Source organism: Arthrobacter sp. Z1-15, from assembly GCF_054792395.1.
Map to the genome: position 1 here is coordinate 83,297 of NZ_CP096454.1, position 18,850 is coordinate 102,146.

The following is an 18,850-nucleotide window of genomic DNA, read 5'->3' on the forward strand; positions in this document are numbered from 1 at the left end:
ATAACGTGGGGAACATCCGGTACCGCTGGCTGGCCGTCATCGCACTTGTGTCCGGCGTGATTGGCTGGCTGGTGAACAACTGGGCCACCCGCAACTCCCTGCCCGCACCCGTGCTCAGCGTGTTCGGGCTGCTCACCGTCGTGCTCATTTCCGGCGCCACGCTTTTCCTGGGCCTGCGGGTGAGGCGCTGGCAGCAGGGCAACCGCGACCGCACACTGGACCCGATCGCCGCTGCCCGCACCCTGGTCCTGGCCCAGGCCACCGCCTATGCCGGCTCGCTGCTGTTGGGCTGGCACGCCGGCATCTTCGTGGAGCAGGTTCCGCTGTGGTCGCTCCGGCCGGGCCACGTGGCCACGTGGGCCGCCCTGGCCATGATCGCCGGAGGAGTCCTGATGATCGCCGTGGGACTGCTGGTGGAGCGGTTCTGCCGCCTTCCACCGGATGACTCGAACGGGAACGGCGGGACCACCGCCGGCCCGGATACAAGACGCGAACCGGGAGACGGAGAATATGCCTAGCGAAGCAATCGATCCGGACGGCCTGAACTGGGAGCACGTCTCACCCCGGTACCTGACCGTCCGCCTCATCGGCTGGGCGGTGGAAGCCGTGGTGACCGTGGCGCTCGCCTGCATTCCGCTGATCCTCCGTGCTGCCGGGGTCTGGTCTTCGGCCCCGGACTGGCTGGTCTGGGGGCTTCCGGCCCTGATCGCAGCTGCGTATGTCTGGCGCGGGGTGCTGCTGCCGCGGCAGGTCCGCGCTGTCTGCTACGCCGAACGGAACGAGGACTTCCTGCTCCGGAGCGGCATTTTCTACCAGCGCACGCTCGTGGTTCCCTACGGGCGGATGCAGTACGTCGACGTCACTGTCGGCCCCCTCGAGCGTGCCTTTGGGCTGTGCTCCCTGAAACTGCACACCGCTGCCCCCGGAACCAACGCGGTGCTGCCCGGGCTGCCGGCAGCCGAAGGCGCCCGCCTGCGCGAGCACCTCTCCGAACGCGGCGAAACGCAGCTGGCCGGCCTGTGAGCGTTCCACACAACGGAGAATGGGCCCGCGTCCACCCGGTGTCCCCCCTGGTGCGCGGCTGGATCGCCCTTGCCGCCATTGCGTTTGTCTTTGGGCGGAACGTGGTGGAGGACCTCGTCGGGCTGCGCGGCGGCAACGGCGACGGCGACGGCGGCGACGGCGGCGGCAGCGGCGGCGGCGGCAGCGGCGGCGGGACGGTGCCTGAGGGCACGGTCCTGCTGATCGGCATAGCCGTACTTGCCGGCATCCTGCTAATCATTGCCGTGGGGTTCTTCCTGTCCTGGCGGTTCACCCGATACCAGGTGACCGGCGAGCACGTGCGCGTGCATTCCGGCATCGTTTTCCGCCAGCAGCGACAGGCGCGGCTGGACCGCGTCCAGGCCATCGACATCATCCAGCCGCTGCTGGCACGGCTCTTCGGGCTGGCGGAACTGCGCTTCGAAGTGGCGGACGCCGGTGAGTCCGCGGTCCGCCTGGCCTTCCTGAAGCTCGACGACGCCCAGCAGCTGCGGGCTCTGATCCTGGACCGGGCATCGGGTGCTCCGGCCACGCATCCGGAGGCCGGCGGAGTCAGCGACGGCGAGGGCGGCGGCGGCGGCGGCACGGACCCCGGCGGCGCTCCGGACACCGCCGGCACGCCTGCCGGCGCGTCCGGCGGCATCCGCAGTAGGGGAGCCGCCGAGGCGCCGGAGCAGCCCATCCTCGAGCTGCGTCCGGGACGGGTCATCGCCGCCACTCTGCTGTCCGGCACCACGCTGTTCCTGCTGGTTGGCCTGGCCTGCGCCGTCATCATCACGGCCGTCACCGGCGAGCCGGTCACCCTGGCCGTCATGGTTCCCCTCCTCTTTGGCGTCGTCGGCGGCTACTGGTCAGAGTTCTCCACCTCCTTCAACTTCCGCGCCTCCGTTTCCCGGGACGGCATCAGGGTGCGCTACGGGCTGCTGGACACCCGCACCCAGACCGTTCCGCCGGGCCGGATCCAGGCCGTAGCCGTCCAGCAGTCACCGCTCTGGCGGCTCACCGGCTGGTACCGGGTCTCGGTCAACGTGGCCGGATACGGCGACGGCGCGGGTTCCGAGGGCCTGGCACGGACCAAACTGCTTCCGGCCGGGACGCTGCCCGAGGTTTTCGCCATCCTTGCCCTGGTACTGCCGGAGCCGGGCACCGACCGGCCCCTGGACGTTTTCACCGCGGGCATCACCGGCCGGGACGGCGCTCACGGCTTCACCACGACCCCCCGCCGTGCCCGCTGGATTGCACCCCTGGCCTGGCGGCGCAACGGGTTCACCCTCACCGACACTGCCCTGCTGATCCGCAGCGGCGCCCTGTGGCGGGTTCTCTCCGTGGTGCCGCATGAACGCACGCAGTCGATGGCACTGGAGCAGGGACCGCTCCGCCGCCGCTTTGACACCGCCGACCTGGTCCTGCACTCCACCGCCGGCCCGGTTCATCCGCGCGTGCGGAAAATCGATGCACCAACAGTGCGCCGGCTGTTTCTGGAGCAGGCGGCCCGGGCCCGCGAGGCACGCCGCCGGGACCGCACGGCCCGCTGGAACCGGCCGGCCGCCTCCCCGCCGGCCGTTTCCACAGCGTCCCCCGCAGCGCCCGCACCGCCGGCGTCCCCCGCAACCCCCGCAGCGCCCGCAACGCCGGCACCGCCCGTTCCCGCAGATCCGGTTTCCAAGGAGTTTCCCCATGAACAGCCCTGAAGCAAGCACCGCCGAGAAACGACGGCGGGGCCGGCTGGGCATCGGGGTCATCGGCGCCGGCCGGGTGGGCGCCGTACTTGGTGCTGCCCTGCGCGCTGCCGAACACGCCGTCGTCGGTGTCTCAGCCGTGAGCGAGGAAAGCCGCGAACGTGCCGCCAACCTGCTGCCCGGCGTCCCGATCCTGGACATTCCGGAAATCGTGGAGCGTTCCGAACTAGTGCTGCTGGCCGTACCGGATGATGCCCTGGGGCCGCTGGTTTCCGGGCTGGCCGCCACCAACGCGTGGCAGCCCGGGCAGCTGGTGGCGCACACCTCGGGCAGGTTCGGCACGGACATCCTTGAACCCGCCCGCCGGGCCGGTGCCATTCCGCTGGCCCTGCATCCGGCCATGACGTTCACCGGGATGAGCCTTGACCTCACCCGGCTCGCCGACTGCTCCTTCGGTGTCACCGCTCCCACCGCCGTGCTGCCGATCGCGCAGGCCCTGGTGGTGGAAATGGGGGCCGAGCCGGTGGTCATCGACGAAGCCGACCGGGTGAACTACCACCTGGCGCTGGCCCACGCCTCCAACCATCTGGTCACCATCACAGCCCAGTCAATGCAGCTGCTGACGGACATCGGCGTCGAGAGCCCGGACCGGCTGCTCGGACCGCTGATGCGCGCGTCCCTGGAGAATGCCCTGGCCTCCGGCGAGCACGCGCTGACCGGCCCCGTGGCGCGCGGAGACGCCGGCACCGTGGCCGCCCACCTGAGCGAAATGGCGGACCAGGACAGCGCAGACCTCCGCGACACGTACCGCGCCCTGTCCCTGGCCACGGCCAGGCGCGCCGTTGACCGCGGTCTGCTGGGCGAGGCTGCCGGCCAGGCCATCATTGATGCCCTGACCCTGGATGCCGAAGGGCCGAAGTGAGTACGCCGCGCGTAGTGCGCTCCGCAGCGGAACTGCGGTCCGCGGTTGCCGGGGCCCTGGCCGCAGCCGGTACCACCGGCGGCGGCACCGGCGTTCCCTCCCTCGGCCTGGTGCCCACCATGGGTGCGCTGCACCAGGGACACCGGGCCCTGGCGGAGGCCGCCCGGGCGGAGAACGACGTCGTGGTCGCCTCGGTGTTCGTCAACCCGCTGCAGTTCAACGACCCGGAGGACCTGCGCCGCTATCCCCGCACCCTCGAGGCGGATTTGGACCTGCTCGGGGCGGCGGGGGTGGATCTGGTCTTCGCGCCGTCGGAGGCTGAGGTCTATCCGGACGGAGCACCCCTGGTCCGGGTCAGTTCAGGAGAGCTGGGGGCCCGCTACGAGGGTGCCTCGCGGCCCGGACATTTTGACGGCGTGCTGACCGTGGTGGCCAAGCTGCTGCACTGGACCCAGCCCGCCGTGCCGGCGCACTTCCGTGCATACTTCGGCCAGAAAGATGCCCAGCAGCTGGCGCTGATCCGCCGGATGGCCGCTGACCTGAACTTCCCGGCGGAGATCAGGGGAGTGCCGGTGGTCCGCGCCGCCGACGGCCTGGCGGAGTCCAGCCGCAACGTTTTCCTGGATCCCGCACACCGAGAGGCGGCGGCGGTTCTGCCGCGGGCACTGTTTGCGCTGGCGCACCGGGTTTCCGCCGGCCATCCGCCGGACCTGGCCGCCGCCGTCGCACTGGTGGAAGCCGAACCCCTCGTGGAGCTGGACTATTTCGACATTGTGGATCCGCATACGCTGCAGCAGCTGCCGGCAGGCCCCGGACCGCTTCAGAAACCGGGCCTGGCGCTCGTGGCAGCGCGCGTCGGGCCGGTGCGGCTGATCGACAACCTGCCCCTGGTGCCCCCGGCCCGGGCAGCCCGGTAGTCCAGCAACCTGCGTGCCCGCTGCACGGCGGCTGGTAACCGGCCGTAAGGGCCCGCCGCGCGGCTCTGTAAACTTAAGGACTGTGACCACATCTAACTCCGTTCCCGAAGCAGCCGACACCTCCGAGCAGATGCGCATCCGCGCCGAGAAGCGGGCGCGCCTCATCGCCCGGGGCGAGGAAGCCTACCCGGTGGGAGTGGAGCGCACGCACTCCATCAAAGAGGTCCGGGAAAAGTTCGGCCACCTGCAGGCCGATGAAACCAGCGGTGAAACGGTAGGCGTCACCGGCCGCGTGGTGTTTATCCGGAACACCGGCAAGCTCTGCTTCGCCACCCTCCAGGAAGGCAACGGCACCCGGGTGCAGGCCATGCTCAGCCTGGCCGTCGTCGGGGAAGAGTCGCTGGCCGACTGGAAGGCCCTGGTGGACCTCGGAGACCACGTCTTCATCCGCGGCGAAGTGATCTCCTCCCGCCGGGGCGAGCTCTCCGTCATGGCTGAGTCCTGGTCCATGGCCTCGAAGGCGCTGCGGCCGCTGCCCGTGCTGCACGCCGGACTCAATGAAGAAACCCGGGTCCGGCAGCGCTACGTGGACCTGATGGTCCGCGAGGAAGCCCGGGACATGGTCTACAAGCGTGCCGCCATCATCCGCGGCGTCCGCGACACCCTGCACGGCCACGGCTACGTGGAAGTGGAAACACCCATGCTGCAGCTGGTCCACGGCGGAGCGGCGGCCCGGCCCTTCGAGACGCACCTGAACGCGTTCGACCAGAAGATGACCCTGCGGATCGCCACCGAGCTGTACCTGAAGCGTGCAGTGGTGGGCGGCATCGAGCGGGTCTTCGAGCTGGGCCGGATTTTCCGCAACGAGGGCGTCGATTCCACGCACAGCCCCGAATTCACGACCCTGGAATGCTACGAGGCATATGCCGACCAGTTCGTCATGGCGGACCGGATGAAGGAAATCATCCTCCACTGCGCCGATTTGGTGGGCAGCCGGCAGATCGAGACCGACGCCGGAACCATCAATCTGGACGGGGAATGGAAGTGGCTGTCCGTGTATCCGGGCCTGTCCGAAGCCGTGGGCATGGAAATCACCCCCGACACGGATGCTGCAACGCTGCTCGGGATTGCGGAAAAGCACGGCGTGAAGGTCGACCCGAAATGGGACGCCGAAAAGCTGGTTGTAGAACTGTTCGGCGAAATTGTCGAACCGACCCTGATTCAGCCGACATTTGTTTATGACTACCCTCCGTCCGCCCAGCCCCTGGCCCGCCAGAACCGCAACGATCCGCGGCTGATCGAGGCCTGGGACCTCATCATCGGCGGCATGGAACGCGGTACGGCGTTCTCGGAGCTGATCGATCCGGTCATCCAGCGCGAGCGGCTGACGGAGCAGTCCCGCCGGGCGGCCGACGGCGACGACGAGGCCATGGCGCTCGACGAGGACTTCCTGCGCGCTCTGGAATACGGTGCACCGCCCATGGGCGGCATCGGTCTTGGAATTGACCGTCTCGTGATGCTTTTCACGAACACGGGTATCCGGGAAACAATTTTGTTCCCCCTGCTAAAGCCGGAAATGGGATAGACCATGGAATACGTTGAAGTCCTACTGCCCTCGATATGTGTTGGAGCTCTCTTTTATTTCGCCATGAAGGCCCTGCTGAATGTGGACCGTTCGGAACGAAAAGCTCTGGCTGAAGCGGAACGGGAAGCCGACCTTGCCGCTGATCCCGATACAAGTAGTCCGCGATCTGAAAAAGAAAGTAATTAAATCCCCGACTACGCTTTGACGGGGGATTCATAATTGCGCCATACTCTAAGTGGTCTCATTATCATTTTTCCCGGTTTAACTGCTTAGGAGCCTGTCGTGGCGCAAAAGGTAAAAATTATTCTGGTCGATGACCTCGATGCCGGAAGTGCGGATGAGACCGTGCGGTTCGGCCTGGACGGGGCACAGTACGAGATTGACCTGTCAACCGACAACGCGAAGAACCTCCGTGCTGCCCTGAAGCCGTACCTGGATGCAGGCCGCAAGGTAGGCGGCGGCCGCGCGGGCCGTCCCCGCAGCGCCGGATCCGCACGGAACAACGAAGCAGCGCAGATCCGCGAGTGGGCCCGGAACAACGGGTACACCGTCTCGGAGCGCGGCCGCGTGAACAGCGAAATCATCGAAGCCTACCGGGCCGCCCAGAGCTAGAGCCGTGCATGGCCCCGGGAGTGATTCCGGGGCCGCTGGTCACGCCTACGGCGAACACGCTCCTTAAGCAGGCACAGGACACGTAGCATCGAATTACGCGTTAGCTAGGAGTGTGCCTCATGTTTGAAAGATTTACCGACCGTGCCCGTCGCGTTGTCGTGCTTGCCCAAGAAGAGGCTCGCATGCTCAACCACAACTACATCGGCACCGAGCACATCCTGCTCGGGCTCATTCATGAGGGTGAAGGCGTAGCAGCTAAGGCCCTGGAATCCCTGAGTATCTCGCTCGGTGCCGTGCGCGAGCAGGTGCAGGAGATTATTGGCCAGGGCCAGCAAGCCCCCTCCGGCCACATCCCCTTCACCCCCCGCGCCAAGAAGGTCCTGGAACTCTCCCTCCGGGAGGCTCTGCAGCTTGGCCACAACTACATCGGGACCGAGCACATTCTGCTTGGCCTGATCCGTGAAGGTGAGGGCGTAGCCGCCCAGGTCCTGGTCAAGCTCGGCGCCGACCTGAACCGGGTGCGCCAGCAGGTCATCCAGCTGCTGTCCGGCTACCAGGGCAAAGAGCCCGTCAGCTCGGGCGGCCAGCAGCAGGAAGGCCAGCCCGCGGGTTCGGTCGTCCTGGACCAGTTCGGCCGCAACCTGACCCAGGCTGCACGGGAGTCCAAGCTGGACCCCGTCATTGGGCGTGAACACGAAATGGAACGGGTCATGCAGGTCCTGTCCCGCCGAACCAAGAACAACCCTGTTCTTATCGGCGAGCCCGGTGTCGGCAAGACCGCCGTCGTTGAGGGACTGGCCCAGGCCATTGTCCGCGGCGATGTTCCGGAGACCATCCGTGACAAGCAGCTGTACACCCTTGACCTTGGTTCCCTCGTTGCCGGTTCCCGGTACCGCGGTGATTTCGAGGAACGCCTGAAGAAGGTCCTCAAGGAAATCCGCACCCGCGGCGACATCATCCTCTTCATCGATGAGATCCACACCCTTGTGGGCGCCGGTGCCGCCGAAGGCGCCATTGACGCAGCCTCCATCCTGAAGCCGATGCTGGCCCGCGGCGAGCTGCAGACCATCGGCGCCACCACGCTCGATGAGTACCGCAAGCACATCGAGAAGGACGCCGCCCTCGAGCGTCGTTTCCAGCCGATCCAGGTCAAGGAACCTTCCGTTGCGCACTCCATTGAAATCCTGAAGGGCCTGCGGGACCGCTACGAAGCCCACCACCGCGTCTCCATCACGGATGCGGCCCTGGCTTCGGCAGCCACCCTGGCCGAGCGCTACATCAGCGACCGGTTCCTTCCGGACAAGGCCATTGACCTGATCGACGAAGCCGGCGCCCGGCTGCGGATCCGCCGGATGACGGCTCCGCCCGAGCTCAAGGAAATCGACGAGCGGATCTCCGCGCTGAAGCTGGAAAAGGAATCAGCCATTGATTCCCAGGACTTCGAAGGTGCCGCCAACCTGCGGGACAAGGAGCAGAAGCTCCACGACCAGCGGGCCGAAAAGGAGCGCCAGTGGAAGTCCGGCGGACTGGATGACATCGCCGAGGTGGATGAGGAACTCATCGCCGAGGTGCTTGCCAACTCCACCGGCATTCCCGTGGTCAAGCTCAACGAGGAAGAGTCCACGCGCCTGCTCAAGATGGAAGACGAGCTGCACAAGCGCGTCATCGGTCAGGACCAGGCCATCAAGTCCATCTCGCAGGCCATGCGCCGTACGCGGGCCGGGCTGAAGGACCCGAAGCGTCCGGGCGGCTCCTTTATCTTCGCCGGTCCCACCGGTGTCGGTAAGACTGAGCTGGCCAAGGCCCTCGCGGAGTTCCTCTTCGGCGACGAAGAGGCACTGATCACCCTGGACATGTCCGAATACTCCGAGAAGCACACGGTTTCCCGGCTCTTCGGTGCCCCTCCGGGATACGTGGGCTACGAAGAAGGCGGGCAGCTGACCGAAAAGGTCCGCCGCCGTCCGTTCTCCGTGGTGCTGTTCGACGAGGTGGAAAAGGCGCACGCCGACCTGTTCAACTCGCTGCTGCAGATCCTCGAAGACGGCCGCCTGACTGACAGCCAGGGCCGGGTGGTGGACTTCAAGAACACCATCATCATCATGACCACCAACCTGGGAACCCGGGACATCTCCAAGAGCGTCTCCACCGGTTTCCAGTCCGGCACCGACACAAAGACCGGCTACGACCGGATGCGGGCCCGGGTCACGGAGGAGCTGCGCCAGCACTTCCGCCCCGAGTTCCTCAACCGTGTCGATGACACCGTGGTCTTCCCGCAGCTCACGCAGGACGAGATCGTCCAGATCGTGGACCTGTTCCTGGAACGCCTGGGCAAGCGCCTGGCGGACAAGGGCATGACTATCGAGCTGACCCCCGCGGCGAAGGTTCTCCTCGCCACCCGGGGCTACGATCCCGCCATGGGCGCCCGGCCGCTGCGCCGGACCATCCAGCGCGAAATCGAGGACCAGCTGTCCGAGAAGATCCTCTTCGGGGATCTGAAGCCGGGCGAACTGGTCTCCGTTGACGTGGAGGGCGAAGGCGACGACGCCAAGTTCACGTTTGTTGGACACGGCGCGCCGAAGGCAATCGAGGAAGCACCGTCGGCAATTGAAGCCGGCGTGGGCGACTAGCCAAACCGCCGCACTGCGGCACGAAAAGAACCCGGAGGGCAGCCGCCCTCCGGGTTCTTTTTGCTTGGGGGACAGCGCCAGCAACGCGACGCCGTATTACGCCGTGACGTGCGGCGGAGGTCCTAGACTGAACCGGTGACTTCTCCCTCAACCATTACCGTCCGCCGTGCCCGCACCTCCGACGTCCCGCGCATCCGTGCCCTGGTGGCACCTCTGGCCGACGAACGGATTCTGGTGGCCAAGGAAGCGGTGGCCTATTACGAGGGGCTGCAGGAGTTTCGCATCGCGGAGGGCCCCGACGGCGAGGTGATCGGCTGCGGCGCCCTGCACGTGATGTGGGAGGACCTGGCCGAAGTGCGGACCCTGGCCGCGGACAGCAGCTGGCGCGGCCGCGGCGTCGGGCATGTCCTGCTTGAGTCGCTCCTCGCCGAAGCGGCCGAGATCGGCGTGCAGCGCGTCTTCTGCCTCACCTTTGAAGTGGACTTCTTCCGCCGCCACGGATTCGAGGTGATGGCCAACCAGTCGGCCGTGGATCCGGAGGTCTATTCCGAGCTGCTCCGCTCCCATGACGAAGGCGTGGCGGAGTTCCTGGACCTCGCCCGGGTGAAGCCCAACACCCTCGGAAATACCCGCATGATTAGGACCCTGTAGCGGATCCTGCCGGCCCTGCGCCTGTTCGCGAACAGAGTAACCGGAGGTCCCGCGCTGGTCTTTGCCCGCCGAAAGTGGATAAGCTCAGGTTACTTAGCATCACCAACGGCTTGAAACAGGGTGGCGGTTTGCTAGCCGCCCGAGGCCACGATCAGAAAGCGGGATCCACTTATGGGCGCAGATGACAAGGTGCAGAATTCAGCCGAGAAGCTTGGCGGCAAGGTAAAGGAAGGCCTGGGAAAGGCCACCGGCAACGAGAGCATGGAAGCCGAAGGCCACGGCGATCAGGCCAAGGGCAGTGCCAAGCAGGCCGGCGAAAACGTTAAGGACGCTTTCAAGGGCAAGTAAATTCTTTGAAGTACAGCTGTGGGAGGGGCATCTGCCCCTCCCACAGCTGTTTAACCAAGCGGCATACCGAGGTTCGGTGTCCCGGTCCCAACGGGCCGCCGAATCTCCAGCCTGTCCAGCCGGCCCCGGCCCGGGGTATGGTCGTGAACAACTCAGGACCACCCCGAGACCGGAGCAGCGGTGCCGTGCCGGCCGGGGGCCTCTTCGCTGAAGGAGCTGCTCGAGCAATGAAAAAACTCATCAACGATCCGCGGCGGGTGGTGACCGAATCGCTGGCCGGATTCGGCCTCGCGCACCATGACCTGGTCCGTGTGCACACCGATCCGGACTACGTCGTGCGCAGGGAGCCGGCCCGGAACAAGGTAGCGCTGGTTTCCGGCGGCGGAAGCGGACATGAGCCGCTGCACAGCGGATACGTCGGAAGCGGCATGCTGGATGCCGCGGTTCCCGGAGCCGTCTTCACGTCTCCCACGCCGGACCAGATTCTTCCGGCCATCACCGGGACGGACACCGGTGCCGGGGTACTGCTGATCGTAAAGAACTACACCGGGGACATCCTCAACTTCGAGACCGCCGCCGAGCTGGCCCAGGTTGAAGGCGTCAACGTCGCTACGGTAGTGGTCAACGACGACGTCGCGGTGGAGGACTCGCTGTACACCGCGGGCCGGCGCGGGGTGGCTGGAACCGTGCTGGTGGAGCGCATCGCGGGAGGCGCCGCGGAACGCGGAGGTTCGCTGGAGCAGGTGGCGGCGGTTGCTGAACGGGTCAATGCCAACGTCCGGTCCATGGGGGTCGCCCTCGCGCCGTGCACCGTTCCCCATGCCGGGGAACCCAGTTTTACCCTGGCGGAGAACGAGATCGAGCTCGGCGTCGGCATCCACGGCGAACCCGGCCGGCACCGGCTGCCGATGGCGGACGCTGACAGCATCACCGACCAGTTGCTGGACCCGGTTCTCCAGGACCTGGGCGCCGCGTCGGGGGAGTCCGTCCTGCTGTTCGTCAACGGGATGGGCGGCACCCCGCTGAGCGAGCTGTACATCCTCTACCGCCGTGCCGCCGAGGTCCTGGCAGAGCGCGGCATCCGCGTCGAACGTTCGCTGGTGGGCAACTACATCACGGCACTGGACATGCAGGGAGCCTCAATCACGGTGCTGCGTCTGGATGAGGAACTGACCGAACTCTGGGATTCGCCGGTGCACACCCCGGCGCTCCGGTGGGGAGTATGAGAATGGCACTGGATGCGGACTGGGCGGCCAACTGGATGCGCGCATCAGCGGCGGTGATGGCCGAGAACCGCCAGCGGCTCATCGACCTGGACCGGGACATCGGCGACGCCGACCACGGCGAGAACATGGACCGCGGCTTTTCTGCAGTGGTGCAGAAGCTGGATGCTGACGGGACGCCGGCAACTCCGGGGGAGGTGCTGAAGCTGGCGGCCATGACCCTGATGTCGAAGGTGGGCGGCGCCGCGGGACCCCTGTACGGGACAGCGTTCCTGCGGGCCTCCACGGCTGCGGGTGCGGCTGCGGAACTGGACCCTGCCGCCGTTGTCGCCGTACTGACCGCGGCCAGGGACGGCATTGTCGCCCGGGGAAAGGCTGAACCCGGGGACAAAACCATGGTGGATGCCTGGACGCCGGCGGTCGAAGCGGCAGCCACGGCTGCCGGGGCGCAGGCAACCGGCGCCGAGGTGCTGGCTGCGGCGGCCAACGCCGCCAACGCCGGGCTGGCCGGGACGGAACCACTGATCGCCCGCAAGGGCCGGGCCAGCTATCTGGGGGAGCGCAGCGCCGGGCATCTGGACCCCGGAGCCGCCTCCACCGTCCTGATCCTGCAGGCTGCGGCGCGGACGGCGGAAGAGGGCGCATGAGAATTGGGCTGGTCATCGTGTCCCACAGCGCCAAGCTGGCCGAGGGCGTTCGCGAACTCGCCGCGCAAATGGCGCCGGACGTGGCAATAGAGCCGGCGGGCGGCACCGACGACGGCGGTATCGGCACCAGCCTGGAGAAAATCTCCGCCGCCATCGCCGCCGCCGATACCGGCGCAGGCGCGGTGCTGCTGGCCGATCTGGGTTCCGCTGTCATGACTGCCGAGACTGCAGTGGAATTCCTGGATGATGAGCAGCGCGGCCGGGTGCGGCTGGCCAACGCACCGCTGGTCGAAGGGGCGGTGGCGGCAGCCGTAGCCGCACAGACCGGCAGGGCCCTGGCTGCAGTGGTGCAGGAAGCGGAGTCCGCCGGGGCTGTCCCGGCGCCGGCCGGAACAGCGCCGGCCGGCGGGCAGGCAGCGGCGGAGGGCCCCTCCCGGCATTCCTCCCCGGCAGGCTCCGGCGGGCAGCCCGCCGAAGCGTCAGATCCCGATGAGGCCTTCGACGGCCTCGATGCCGGCGGCGAAGGAGTGCACACCGCGTCCTGGGAGCTGATCAATCCCGCCGGCCTGCACGCCCGGCCCGCTGCCGCCGTCGCCCAGGCCATGTCGGACCTGGACGCCGAGGTGCGCATTAACGGCGTGGATGCGAAGTCCGTGATGCTGCTGATGTCGCTGGGGCTCGGCCAGGGGCAAACGCTGACCCTGGCGGCCCGCGGGCCCGACGCCGCCCGCGCCGTGGAGATCATGGCACTCGAGGTGCGGAACGGCTTCGGGGAAATCTAGGGGCCCCGGGGATCCGGTTCACGCCGGTAGCTGCAGCCCGGTGCCGGTCTCTTCGGCGAGCCTGTCCGCCAGGAGGCCGGCCAGCGCCCGTTCCAGCTGCTCCTCCGGTGCGTTGAGGGCATGCAGCCGGGTCAGGGCCGCCGGCTCCGCGGGAGACCCCGCAGCGACGAGGTCCGCCGGGCCGTGCAGGGCAGCCCGGGGCACCGGGGCTGCCGCCTGCCGCAATACGGCCATGACTGCGCCGCGGACCTGGCGGTCGGTGCCGGCCCAGGCCTGTCCCTTGGGCACATAGTCCGGTGCCGGTTTCCCCGCGGCCACCCAGGCGCAGCGGCCGAGCACGGGACAGTCCCCGCACTTGGGGCTGCGGGCGGTGCAGACCAGGGCCCCGAGTTCCATGACTGAGGCGTTCCAGGCTACGGAAGCTGCGTCGTCCTCGGGCAGCAGGGAAACGGCCAGCCGCATTTCCGCGGCGTTCAGGGCCGGCGCGGGCAGGGCTCGTCCGGTGACGGCCCGGGCGTGGACCCTGCGGATGTTGGTGTCCACCACGGTCTCCCTGCGGCCGAAGGCGAAGGAAGCCACCGCGGCGGCCGTGTAATTCCCGACTCCGGGCAGGGTCAGCAGCTCGGCATGGGTTCCCGGTACCTTGCCGCCAAAGTCGGCAGTCATGGCAGCTGCCGCTGCGTGCAGGCGGAGGGCCCGGCGGGGGTAGCCGAGCCGTCCCCAGGCGCGCACAGCTTCGCCGCTGGGTTCGGCAGCCAGGGCTGCGGGATCGGGCCAGCGCGCCATCCACTGCTCCCACACCGGCAGCACGCGGGTGACGGGCGTCTGCTGAAGCATGATTTCACTGACGAAGATCCCCCACGGGCTGCAGTCCGCCCGGCGCCAGGGGAGGTCGCGCGCGTTGGCGGTGAACCAGCTGATGATCTCCGTGTGGAGCTGCGGTGCCTGCCGGGGGCCCGGTTCCATGCGATCTCCCTTGCTTATGACCAGCAATACTCTACTGACCGGCGTGGTGAGACAGGTAATCGGGGACTGTGTATCTAGCCTTAAGTCATGGTAGGGAATGGGTCATCGAACACCGCATCCGGGGAAACTGCGCCCGGAAACAAGGCCGCCGGCGGAAGCACTGCCGGCCGGCCCAGCGCTGCCGTGTACCGGCGGCGCAGGATTGTCGCCGGCGTCGTCGCACTCCTGGTGGTGATCGGCCTGATCGCGGGCATAACGGCGGTGGCAAATGCGCTCCGGGGGGACGACCCGGCAGCCGCGGACACCACAGAGGCGACGATTCCCGGCCCCGGCGACGAGCCTGCCGGTGCGGATGCCCCGACTGCGGACCCTGCAGCGGAAAAGCCGGCCAAACCCGGCGCCTCAGCCGCGCCAACTCCTGATGCCTCGGCCTCGCCCGGGGCCGCAAAGACGTGCCCCTCGGACGCAGTCCAGGTTTCCGCCACCACCGACGCGTTGAGTTACTCGGCCGGGACAAACCCCATGCTGACCATGACCGTCACCAATAACGGAGCCGAGCCCTGCGAGGTGAACGTGGGGACGAGCCAAATGGAGTTCATGGTCACCAGCGGTTCGGACCGCATTTTCTCCTCGGTCGACTGCATGCAGGCCAGTCAGGACCTGATGATGGTCATCAAGCCGAAATCCGTGGAGACAGCGAAGTTCAGCTGGGAGCGGCAGCGCTCCGCCCCCGGTTGTGCGGAGGTCCCCAGCAATCCCAACCCGGGCACCTACATGTTCACGGCCCGGCTGGGCGGTATCACCAGTGAGTCCACCATTTTCGAGCTGGAATAGCTCACGCAACCACCGAAGCTCCTCACGCGCGGAGCATCCACGTCCGCCGCAGAGCTACATAAAGCGGTCGAGCAGGCTGGTCTCGGCTATCCGGGAGAGGCCTTCACGCACCGTCCTTGCCCGCTGCTCGCCAATGCCGTCCACGGTCATCAGATCCTCTATGTTGGCCGCCATGAGGTTCTGGAGCCCGCCGAAATGGTCCACGAGCCGGTTTGAGACTGCCGGGGGAACGGACTTGATGTTGCTCAGCAGCCGGTAGCCGCGCGGCTGCACCACGGCCTCCAACGAATCCTGGCCCGGCTGGAATCCGACGACGGCGGCGATCTTGCCCAGGTCCACCATGTCGGAGGAACTGAGGTTCTGCAGAGTGGCCACCTGGTCCTCGGCCCGGCGTTCACCGTCATGCAGGTCGGCGTAGTCGCGGACGATCATCTCACTGCCCGGGCCCAAGCCGGCCGTCAGCTCTTCGAGCTGCAGCGAAAGCAACCGGCCGTCCACTCCGAGTTCCAGGACATACTGGGAGATTTCCTCGGAGATCCGGCGGACCATCTCCTGGCGCTGCAGGGTGACGGCAACGTCGCGGACGGTGACCATGGCTTCGATTTCCAGCGCGGACAGGGAGTTTGTCACCTGGTCCAGGCGTGCGCGGTAGCGTTCCAGCGTGGCCAGTGCCTGATTGGCCCGGGCCAGCACGGGTTCAGACCCCTCAAGCACATGGCGGAGGCCGCCGACGTAGAGCTGGATGATCTGCATGGACTGGCTCACCGAGATGACGGGGAAACCCGTTTCGATGGCCACCCGTTCCGCAGTGCGGTGGCGGGTGCCGGATTCGTGCGTCTCAATGGTGTGGTCCGGAACGAGCTGAACGGCGGCGCGCAGGATGGTCCTGGCATCTTTGTCACAGACAATGGCGCCGTCCATCTTCGCCAGTTCCCGCAGCCGGGTGGGGGAGAAGTCAATGCCGATGTCGAAGCCGCCGGAGCAGATGGAATCCACGGTGCGGTCAAAGCCCAGCACGATCAGGGCGCCGGTCCGGCCGCGCAGGATGCGTTCCAACCCGTCGCGGAGATCGGTTCCGGGTGCAACCCGGGCCAGCGTGGCCTTCAGCGAATCTTCGGGACTGCGTGCCATGGTCACTTCCTTCCGGCCATCGGGCCCACGGGCGTTCTGGGCGGGCGCTGCACAGACACTTCCCCTATAGTAGTGGTCCGGCAGGGGACAATGGACACTTTTGTGCCGTGTGAACACCGGTTAGACGCCGCTCTCCCGCCCGGCCTGCCGCCAATTTCACAGCCGCAGCCGCTGGCCGGGTGCAACGCGGGCCGCTTAGAACAGCAGCTCGAGCGCTTCAGCCAGGGTGCTCACTTCACGGACCTTGAACCCCGCCGGCACCGCGACCGGGCCGTTGGGGGACGCCGGAACGACGGCGTGGGTGAAGCCCAGGCGTTCGGCCTCGGAGATCCGCCGGGCGATGCCCGGGACGGGCCGGACTTCACCGGCGAGTCCGACTTCGCCGAAGGCAATCAGCTGTGCGGGCAGGGGCTTGTTCATTTTGGCCGAGGCCACGGCCAGCGCCACGGCCAGATCGGTGGCGGGTTCGCCGAGCTTCACGCCGCCCACGGTCGCCACATAGCTGTCATCCTTGGCCAGATTCATGGATGCCCGTGCCTGCAGCACGGCCAGGAGCATGGCCACCCGGGAAGAATCCAGCCCGCTCGTGGCGCGCCGCGCCTGGGCGTTGCTGGTTTCAGCCAGCAGCGCCTGGACCTCGGCCAGCAGGGGACGCTTTCCCTCCAGGGTGACGGTGATGCAGGTGCCGGACACCGGTTCCTTGGTCCGGGACACAAAGAGGCCGGACGGGTCCGCCAGGCCCTCGATCCCTTCCTCGGTCAGGTCGAAACAGCCCACTTCGTCAGTGGGGCCGTACCGGTTTTTCACCGCACGCAGCAGCCGCAGCCGGGAGTGCCGGTCGCCGTCGAACTGGCAGACCACGTCCACGAGATGCTCCAGCAGCCGCGGGCCGGCAATGGATCCGTCCTTGGTAACGTGCCCCACCAGCAAAGTAGTCATGTTGTTGTTCTTGGCGGCATTAATCAGGGACGCCGCCACCTCGCGCACCTGGCTGACTCCGCCGGCGCTGCCGTCCACGGCCGCGCTGCTGAGGGTTTGCACGGAATCTACGATCAGCAGCGCCGGCTTGACCTGCTCCACCTGGCCCAGGGCCTGTCCCAGGTCGGTTTCAGCGCTCAGGTACAGGGAATCGGACACCGCTCCGATGCGCTCCGCGCGCAGCTTTACCTGTGCCGTGGACTCTTCCCCCGTGACGTACAGGACATCCCTGCCTCCGTTTCCCACCTTCGCCGCTACGTCCAGCAGCAGCGTGGACTTGCCGACGCCCGGTTCGCCGGCGAGCAGGATGACGGCCCCCGGAACCAGCCCGCCGCCCAGCACCCGGTCCAGTTCGTCCACACCGGTGGGCTGGAAGGAAGCGGAGGAGGCATCGACGTCGGCAATGCGCAGGGCGGGCCGGGCCACGGTGGTTGCAGCGGTGGTGCGGGCAACAACTTCGGCGGCTTCCTCGACCGTTCCCCAGGCCTGGCACTCGCCGCAGCGTCCCACCCATTTGGCCGTAGTCCAGCCGCATTCTGCACAGCGGTAGTTGGCGGTTTTCGCGCGGGTAGTCTTCGTGGCCATCCAAACAGGCTATCCCGCGCCGGTGACACTTTCCGCTCACACCTCGGCGAGGTAGCCCACCGCTTCTTCGTGGGTGAGGCCGGTGGACTCGAGCAGGTCCACCACCAGCGGCCGGAAGAGCATGACCAGGGCGTCCCCCTGGATGTCGGTCACTCCCAGAGTTGCCGGGTTCAGCCGTGCCCCCACCAGGGCCAGTTCATTGCGGGCCTGGCGCAGGTGCTTTTCTCGCGTCCCCGCCGATTCTCCGCCGGCCAGGGCGCGGGCCAGGATATCCACGGCTTCCGCCGTGTCATTCACGACGTCGGACACGCGGTCGATCGCATCATCATGCAAAGCGGCATGGTTGATGACCGACGTGGTGCGGCGGGCAAACACCCGGCTGTTGCGCACCGCCAGATCCAGGTACCCGATGGATCCGCGCAGGTCTCCGAGCTCGGCAAGATGGCGCCGGTAGGCCGGGGAAATGCGGGCCACCTCCCGCGCATCGCGGACGCTGCGGGCCAGGGCATCGAGCTGGGGCTGGGTGTTGCGGGCGCGGACCAGGGCGTGCCAGGCAATGGTGGAATCACTTTTGGCCACCGCCTCGGCGCATTGGCGCAGCACCGCGGAGAGCTCATGCAGCAGGTCCCGGACGTTGGACTGCGGTTCGCGCCGGGGGTCGCGCGGCGCGAGCATGGTCACGATGAGGGCAAAAAGTCCGCCCACAATGGCATCGAGGCTGCGCGTGAAGGCGCCGCCGTCCGGGGCCGGGAGCAGCACCACCAGCAGCGACTGAAGTCCCAGCTGGGTCGTGAAGATGACGCCGCGGTCCAAAAAGCGCGCCAGCATCACGGAAAGAAAGAGGACGACGGCGGCCTGCCACAGGCCCGTGCCCAAAACATGCAGGAGCAGTTCGCCGATGGTAATGCCCAGGGTGCAGCCAATGCCCACCTCCAGCACGCGGCGGGTGCGCGGCTCACGGGAAAAACCGAGCGAAATCAGGGCCGCGGTGGCCGCAAAGAGCGGACCTTCATGGCCCATGACGTACTGCGCAAAGGCATACGCACCCACGGCACAGATCGTCATCTGGAGGGCCGGCACCACCGAGTTCCGGCTCCGGTGAAGCCCCACCCGTATCCGGTTTCGCAGGAAGCCCCGGCTCTGGGCTAAACGGTCGCGTGGGGGCATGCCAACAGTCTAGGTCCCGTCCGCCCTTACCCTCCATCCGGAAAGGTTCCATGACGCCGCCCGCACAAACCATTCGGGACCATAAAACGTTTCCTGCCGCTCTCAGTGCTGTTCACCTTTCGTTAACCTTCCCCGGCGACGATCAGTACAGGGAC

General features: G+C 67.3%; 19 protein-coding genes. 15 read left to right on the forward strand and 4 right to left on the reverse strand.

The genetic code is table 11. The annotated features are described in order from the left end of the window. Positions 1–5 precede the first annotated feature (5 nt). The 14 genes from M1D40_RS00410 (at position 6) to dhaM (ending at position 13,034) form a co-directional block, all read left to right on the forward strand. Complete coding sequence (locus tag M1D40_RS00410; RefSeq protein ID WP_461169807.1) at positions 6–518, forward strand: DUF3180 domain-containing protein; 513 nt, start codon at positions 6–8, stop codon at positions 516–518. After that, entirely contained in the window at positions 511–1,023 is a 513-nt protein-coding gene (locus M1D40_RS00415; RefSeq protein ID WP_341394631.1) for a PH domain-containing protein, read from the forward strand. Before M1D40_RS00410 ends, M1D40_RS00415 begins: the two co-directional genes overlap by 8 nt. Further along, entirely contained in the window at positions 1,020–2,732 is a 1,713-nt protein-coding gene (locus tag M1D40_RS00420) for a PH domain-containing protein (RefSeq protein ID WP_461169808.1), read from the forward strand. The genes M1D40_RS00415 and M1D40_RS00420 overlap by 4 nt, the downstream gene beginning before the upstream one ends. Then, positions 2,719–3,642 carry a Rossmann-like and DUF2520 domain-containing protein gene (locus M1D40_RS00425; RefSeq protein ID WP_461169809.1) on the forward strand — a complete coding sequence of 308 codons (924 nt, stop codon included), beginning with the start codon at positions 2,719–2,721 and terminating at the stop codon, positions 3,640–3,642. Before M1D40_RS00420 ends, M1D40_RS00425 begins: the two co-directional genes overlap by 14 nt. Beyond that, positions 3,639–4,559, forward strand: a complete 921-nt coding sequence (gene panC, locus M1D40_RS00430; protein WP_461169810.1) for a pantoate--beta-alanine ligase — start codon at positions 3,639–3,641, stop codon at positions 4,557–4,559. The genes M1D40_RS00425 and panC overlap by 4 nt, the downstream gene beginning before the upstream one ends. Before the next feature lie 130 nt (positions 4,560–4,689). Then, positions 4,690–6,144, forward strand: a complete 1,455-nt coding sequence (lysS, locus tag M1D40_RS00435) for a lysine--tRNA ligase (RefSeq protein WP_461171089.1) — start codon at positions 4,690–4,692, stop codon at positions 6,142–6,144. A 3-nt stretch (positions 6,145–6,147) separates the two neighbouring features. Further along, positions 6,148–6,330, forward strand: a complete 183-nt coding sequence (locus M1D40_RS00440) for a hypothetical protein (RefSeq protein ID WP_461169811.1) — start codon at positions 6,148–6,150, stop codon at positions 6,328–6,330. A 96-nt stretch (positions 6,331–6,426) separates the two neighbouring features. Further along, positions 6,427–6,756, forward strand: a complete 330-nt coding sequence (locus tag M1D40_RS00445) for a histone-like nucleoid-structuring protein Lsr2 (protein WP_341394635.1) — start codon at positions 6,427–6,429, stop codon at positions 6,754–6,756. Between the two features lie 119 nt (positions 6,757–6,875). Beyond that, positions 6,876–9,383, forward strand: a complete 2,508-nt coding sequence (locus M1D40_RS00450; protein ID WP_341394636.1) for an ATP-dependent Clp protease ATP-binding subunit — start codon at positions 6,876–6,878, stop codon at positions 9,381–9,383. Between the two features lie 135 nt (positions 9,384–9,518). Then, positions 9,519–10,034: an amino-acid N-acetyltransferase gene (locus tag M1D40_RS00455; RefSeq protein ID WP_341394637.1), complete on the forward strand. Its 516-nt coding sequence runs from the start codon at positions 9,519–9,521 to the stop codon at positions 10,032–10,034. Positions 10,035–10,205: 171 nt separating this feature from the next. Beyond that, positions 10,206–10,382 carry a CsbD family protein gene (locus M1D40_RS00460; RefSeq protein WP_341394638.1) on the forward strand — a complete coding sequence of 59 codons (177 nt, stop codon included), beginning with the start codon at positions 10,206–10,208 and terminating at the stop codon, positions 10,380–10,382. A 227-nt stretch (positions 10,383–10,609) separates the two neighbouring features. Beyond that, positions 10,610–11,608 (forward strand): dihydroxyacetone kinase subunit DhaK, encoded by a 999-nt coding sequence (dhaK, locus tag M1D40_RS00465; RefSeq protein WP_341394639.1) that lies wholly within the window; start codon positions 10,610–10,612, stop codon positions 11,606–11,608. A gap of 2 nt (positions 11,609–11,610) precedes the next feature. Next, positions 11,611–12,252 (forward strand): dihydroxyacetone kinase subunit DhaL, encoded by a 642-nt coding sequence (gene dhaL / locus M1D40_RS00470; RefSeq protein WP_341394746.1) that lies wholly within the window; start codon positions 11,611–11,613, stop codon positions 12,250–12,252. Next, positions 12,249–13,034 (forward strand): dihydroxyacetone kinase phosphoryl donor subunit DhaM, encoded by a 786-nt coding sequence (dhaM, locus tag M1D40_RS00475; protein ID WP_461169812.1) that lies wholly within the window; start codon positions 12,249–12,251, stop codon positions 13,032–13,034. The genes dhaL and dhaM overlap by 4 nt, the downstream gene beginning before the upstream one ends. An 18-nt stretch (positions 13,035–13,052) precedes the next feature. Here dhaM and M1D40_RS00480 read toward each other — a convergent pair whose 3' ends face one another. Continuing rightward, the gene (locus M1D40_RS00480) at positions 13,053–14,000 is read right to left on the reverse strand and encodes an HhH-GPD family protein (protein WP_461169813.1); all 948 of its coding nucleotides are present in this window, start codon (positions 13,998–14,000) and stop codon (positions 13,053–13,055) included. An 87-nt stretch (positions 14,001–14,087) separates the two neighbouring features. On the opposite strand from M1D40_RS00480, the gene M1D40_RS00485 reads away from it, so the two are divergent. Beyond that, on the forward strand, positions 14,088–14,834 hold the full coding sequence (locus M1D40_RS00485) for a hypothetical protein (RefSeq protein WP_461169814.1): 747 nt from the start codon (positions 14,088–14,090) through the stop codon (positions 14,832–14,834). Positions 14,835–14,888: 54 nt separating this feature from the next. Here the strand turns inward: M1D40_RS00485 and disA are convergent, their stop codons facing one another. The 3 genes from disA to M1D40_RS00500 all read right to left on the reverse strand — a co-directional run bounded on the left by disA (position 14,889) and on the right by M1D40_RS00500 (position 18,695). Next, the gene (gene disA / locus M1D40_RS00490; protein WP_341394643.1) at positions 14,889–15,965 is read right to left on the reverse strand and encodes a DNA integrity scanning diadenylate cyclase DisA; all 1,077 of its coding nucleotides are present in this window, start codon (positions 15,963–15,965) and stop codon (positions 14,889–14,891) included. Positions 15,966–16,160: 195 nt separating this feature from the next. Further along, positions 16,161–17,528, reverse strand: coding sequence for a DNA repair protein RadA (gene radA / locus M1D40_RS00495; protein WP_341394644.1), 1,368 nt, complete (start codon positions 17,526–17,528; stop codon positions 16,161–16,163). Positions 17,529–17,564: 36 nt separating this feature from the next. Continuing rightward, positions 17,565–18,695, reverse strand: a complete 1,131-nt coding sequence (locus M1D40_RS00500; protein ID WP_341394645.1) for an FUSC family protein — start codon at positions 18,693–18,695, stop codon at positions 17,565–17,567. Positions 18,696–18,850 lie beyond the last annotated feature (155 nt).

Coding starts and splice junctions, on each gene's coding strand:
- M1D40_RS00415 (WP_341394631.1), top strand. CDS start 511: ATGCCTAGCGAAGCAATCGATCCGGACGGCCTGAACTGGGAGCACGTC.
- M1D40_RS00425 (WP_461169809.1), top strand. CDS start 2,719: ATGAACAGCCCTGAAGCAAGCACCGCCGAGAAACGACGGCGGGGCCGG.
- lysS (WP_461171089.1), top strand. CDS start 4,690: ATGCGCATCCGCGCCGAGAAGCGGGCGCGCCTCATCGCCCGGGGCGAG.
- M1D40_RS00440 (WP_461169811.1), top strand. CDS start 6,148: ATGGAATACGTTGAAGTCCTACTGCCCTCGATATGTGTTGGAGCTCTC.
- M1D40_RS00450 (WP_341394636.1), top strand. CDS start 6,876: ATGTTTGAAAGATTTACCGACCGTGCCCGTCGCGTTGTCGTGCTTGCC.
- M1D40_RS00460 (WP_341394638.1), top strand. CDS start 10,206: ATGGGCGCAGATGACAAGGTGCAGAATTCAGCCGAGAAGCTTGGCGGC.
- dhaK (WP_341394639.1), top strand. CDS start 10,610: ATGAAAAAACTCATCAACGATCCGCGGCGGGTGGTGACCGAATCGCTG.
- dhaL (WP_341394746.1), top strand. CDS start 11,611: ATGGCACTGGATGCGGACTGGGCGGCCAACTGGATGCGCGCATCAGCG.
- dhaM (WP_461169812.1), top strand. CDS start 12,249: ATGAGAATTGGGCTGGTCATCGTGTCCCACAGCGCCAAGCTGGCCGAG.
- M1D40_RS00480 (WP_461169813.1), bottom strand. CDS start 14,000: ATGGAACCGGGCCCCCGGCAGGCACCGCAGCTCCACACGGAGATCATC.
- M1D40_RS00485 (WP_461169814.1), top strand. CDS start 14,088: ATGGTAGGGAATGGGTCATCGAACACCGCATCCGGGGAAACTGCGCCC.
- disA (WP_341394643.1), bottom strand. CDS start 15,965: ATGGCACGCAGTCCCGAAGATTCGCTGAAGGCCACGCTGGCCCGGGTT.
- radA (WP_341394644.1), bottom strand. CDS start 17,528: ATGGCCACGAAGACTACCCGCGCGAAAACCGCCAACTACCGCTGTGCA.
- M1D40_RS00500 (WP_341394645.1), bottom strand. CDS start 18,695: ATGCCCCCACGCGACCGTTTAGCCCAGAGCCGGGGCTTCCTGCGAAAC.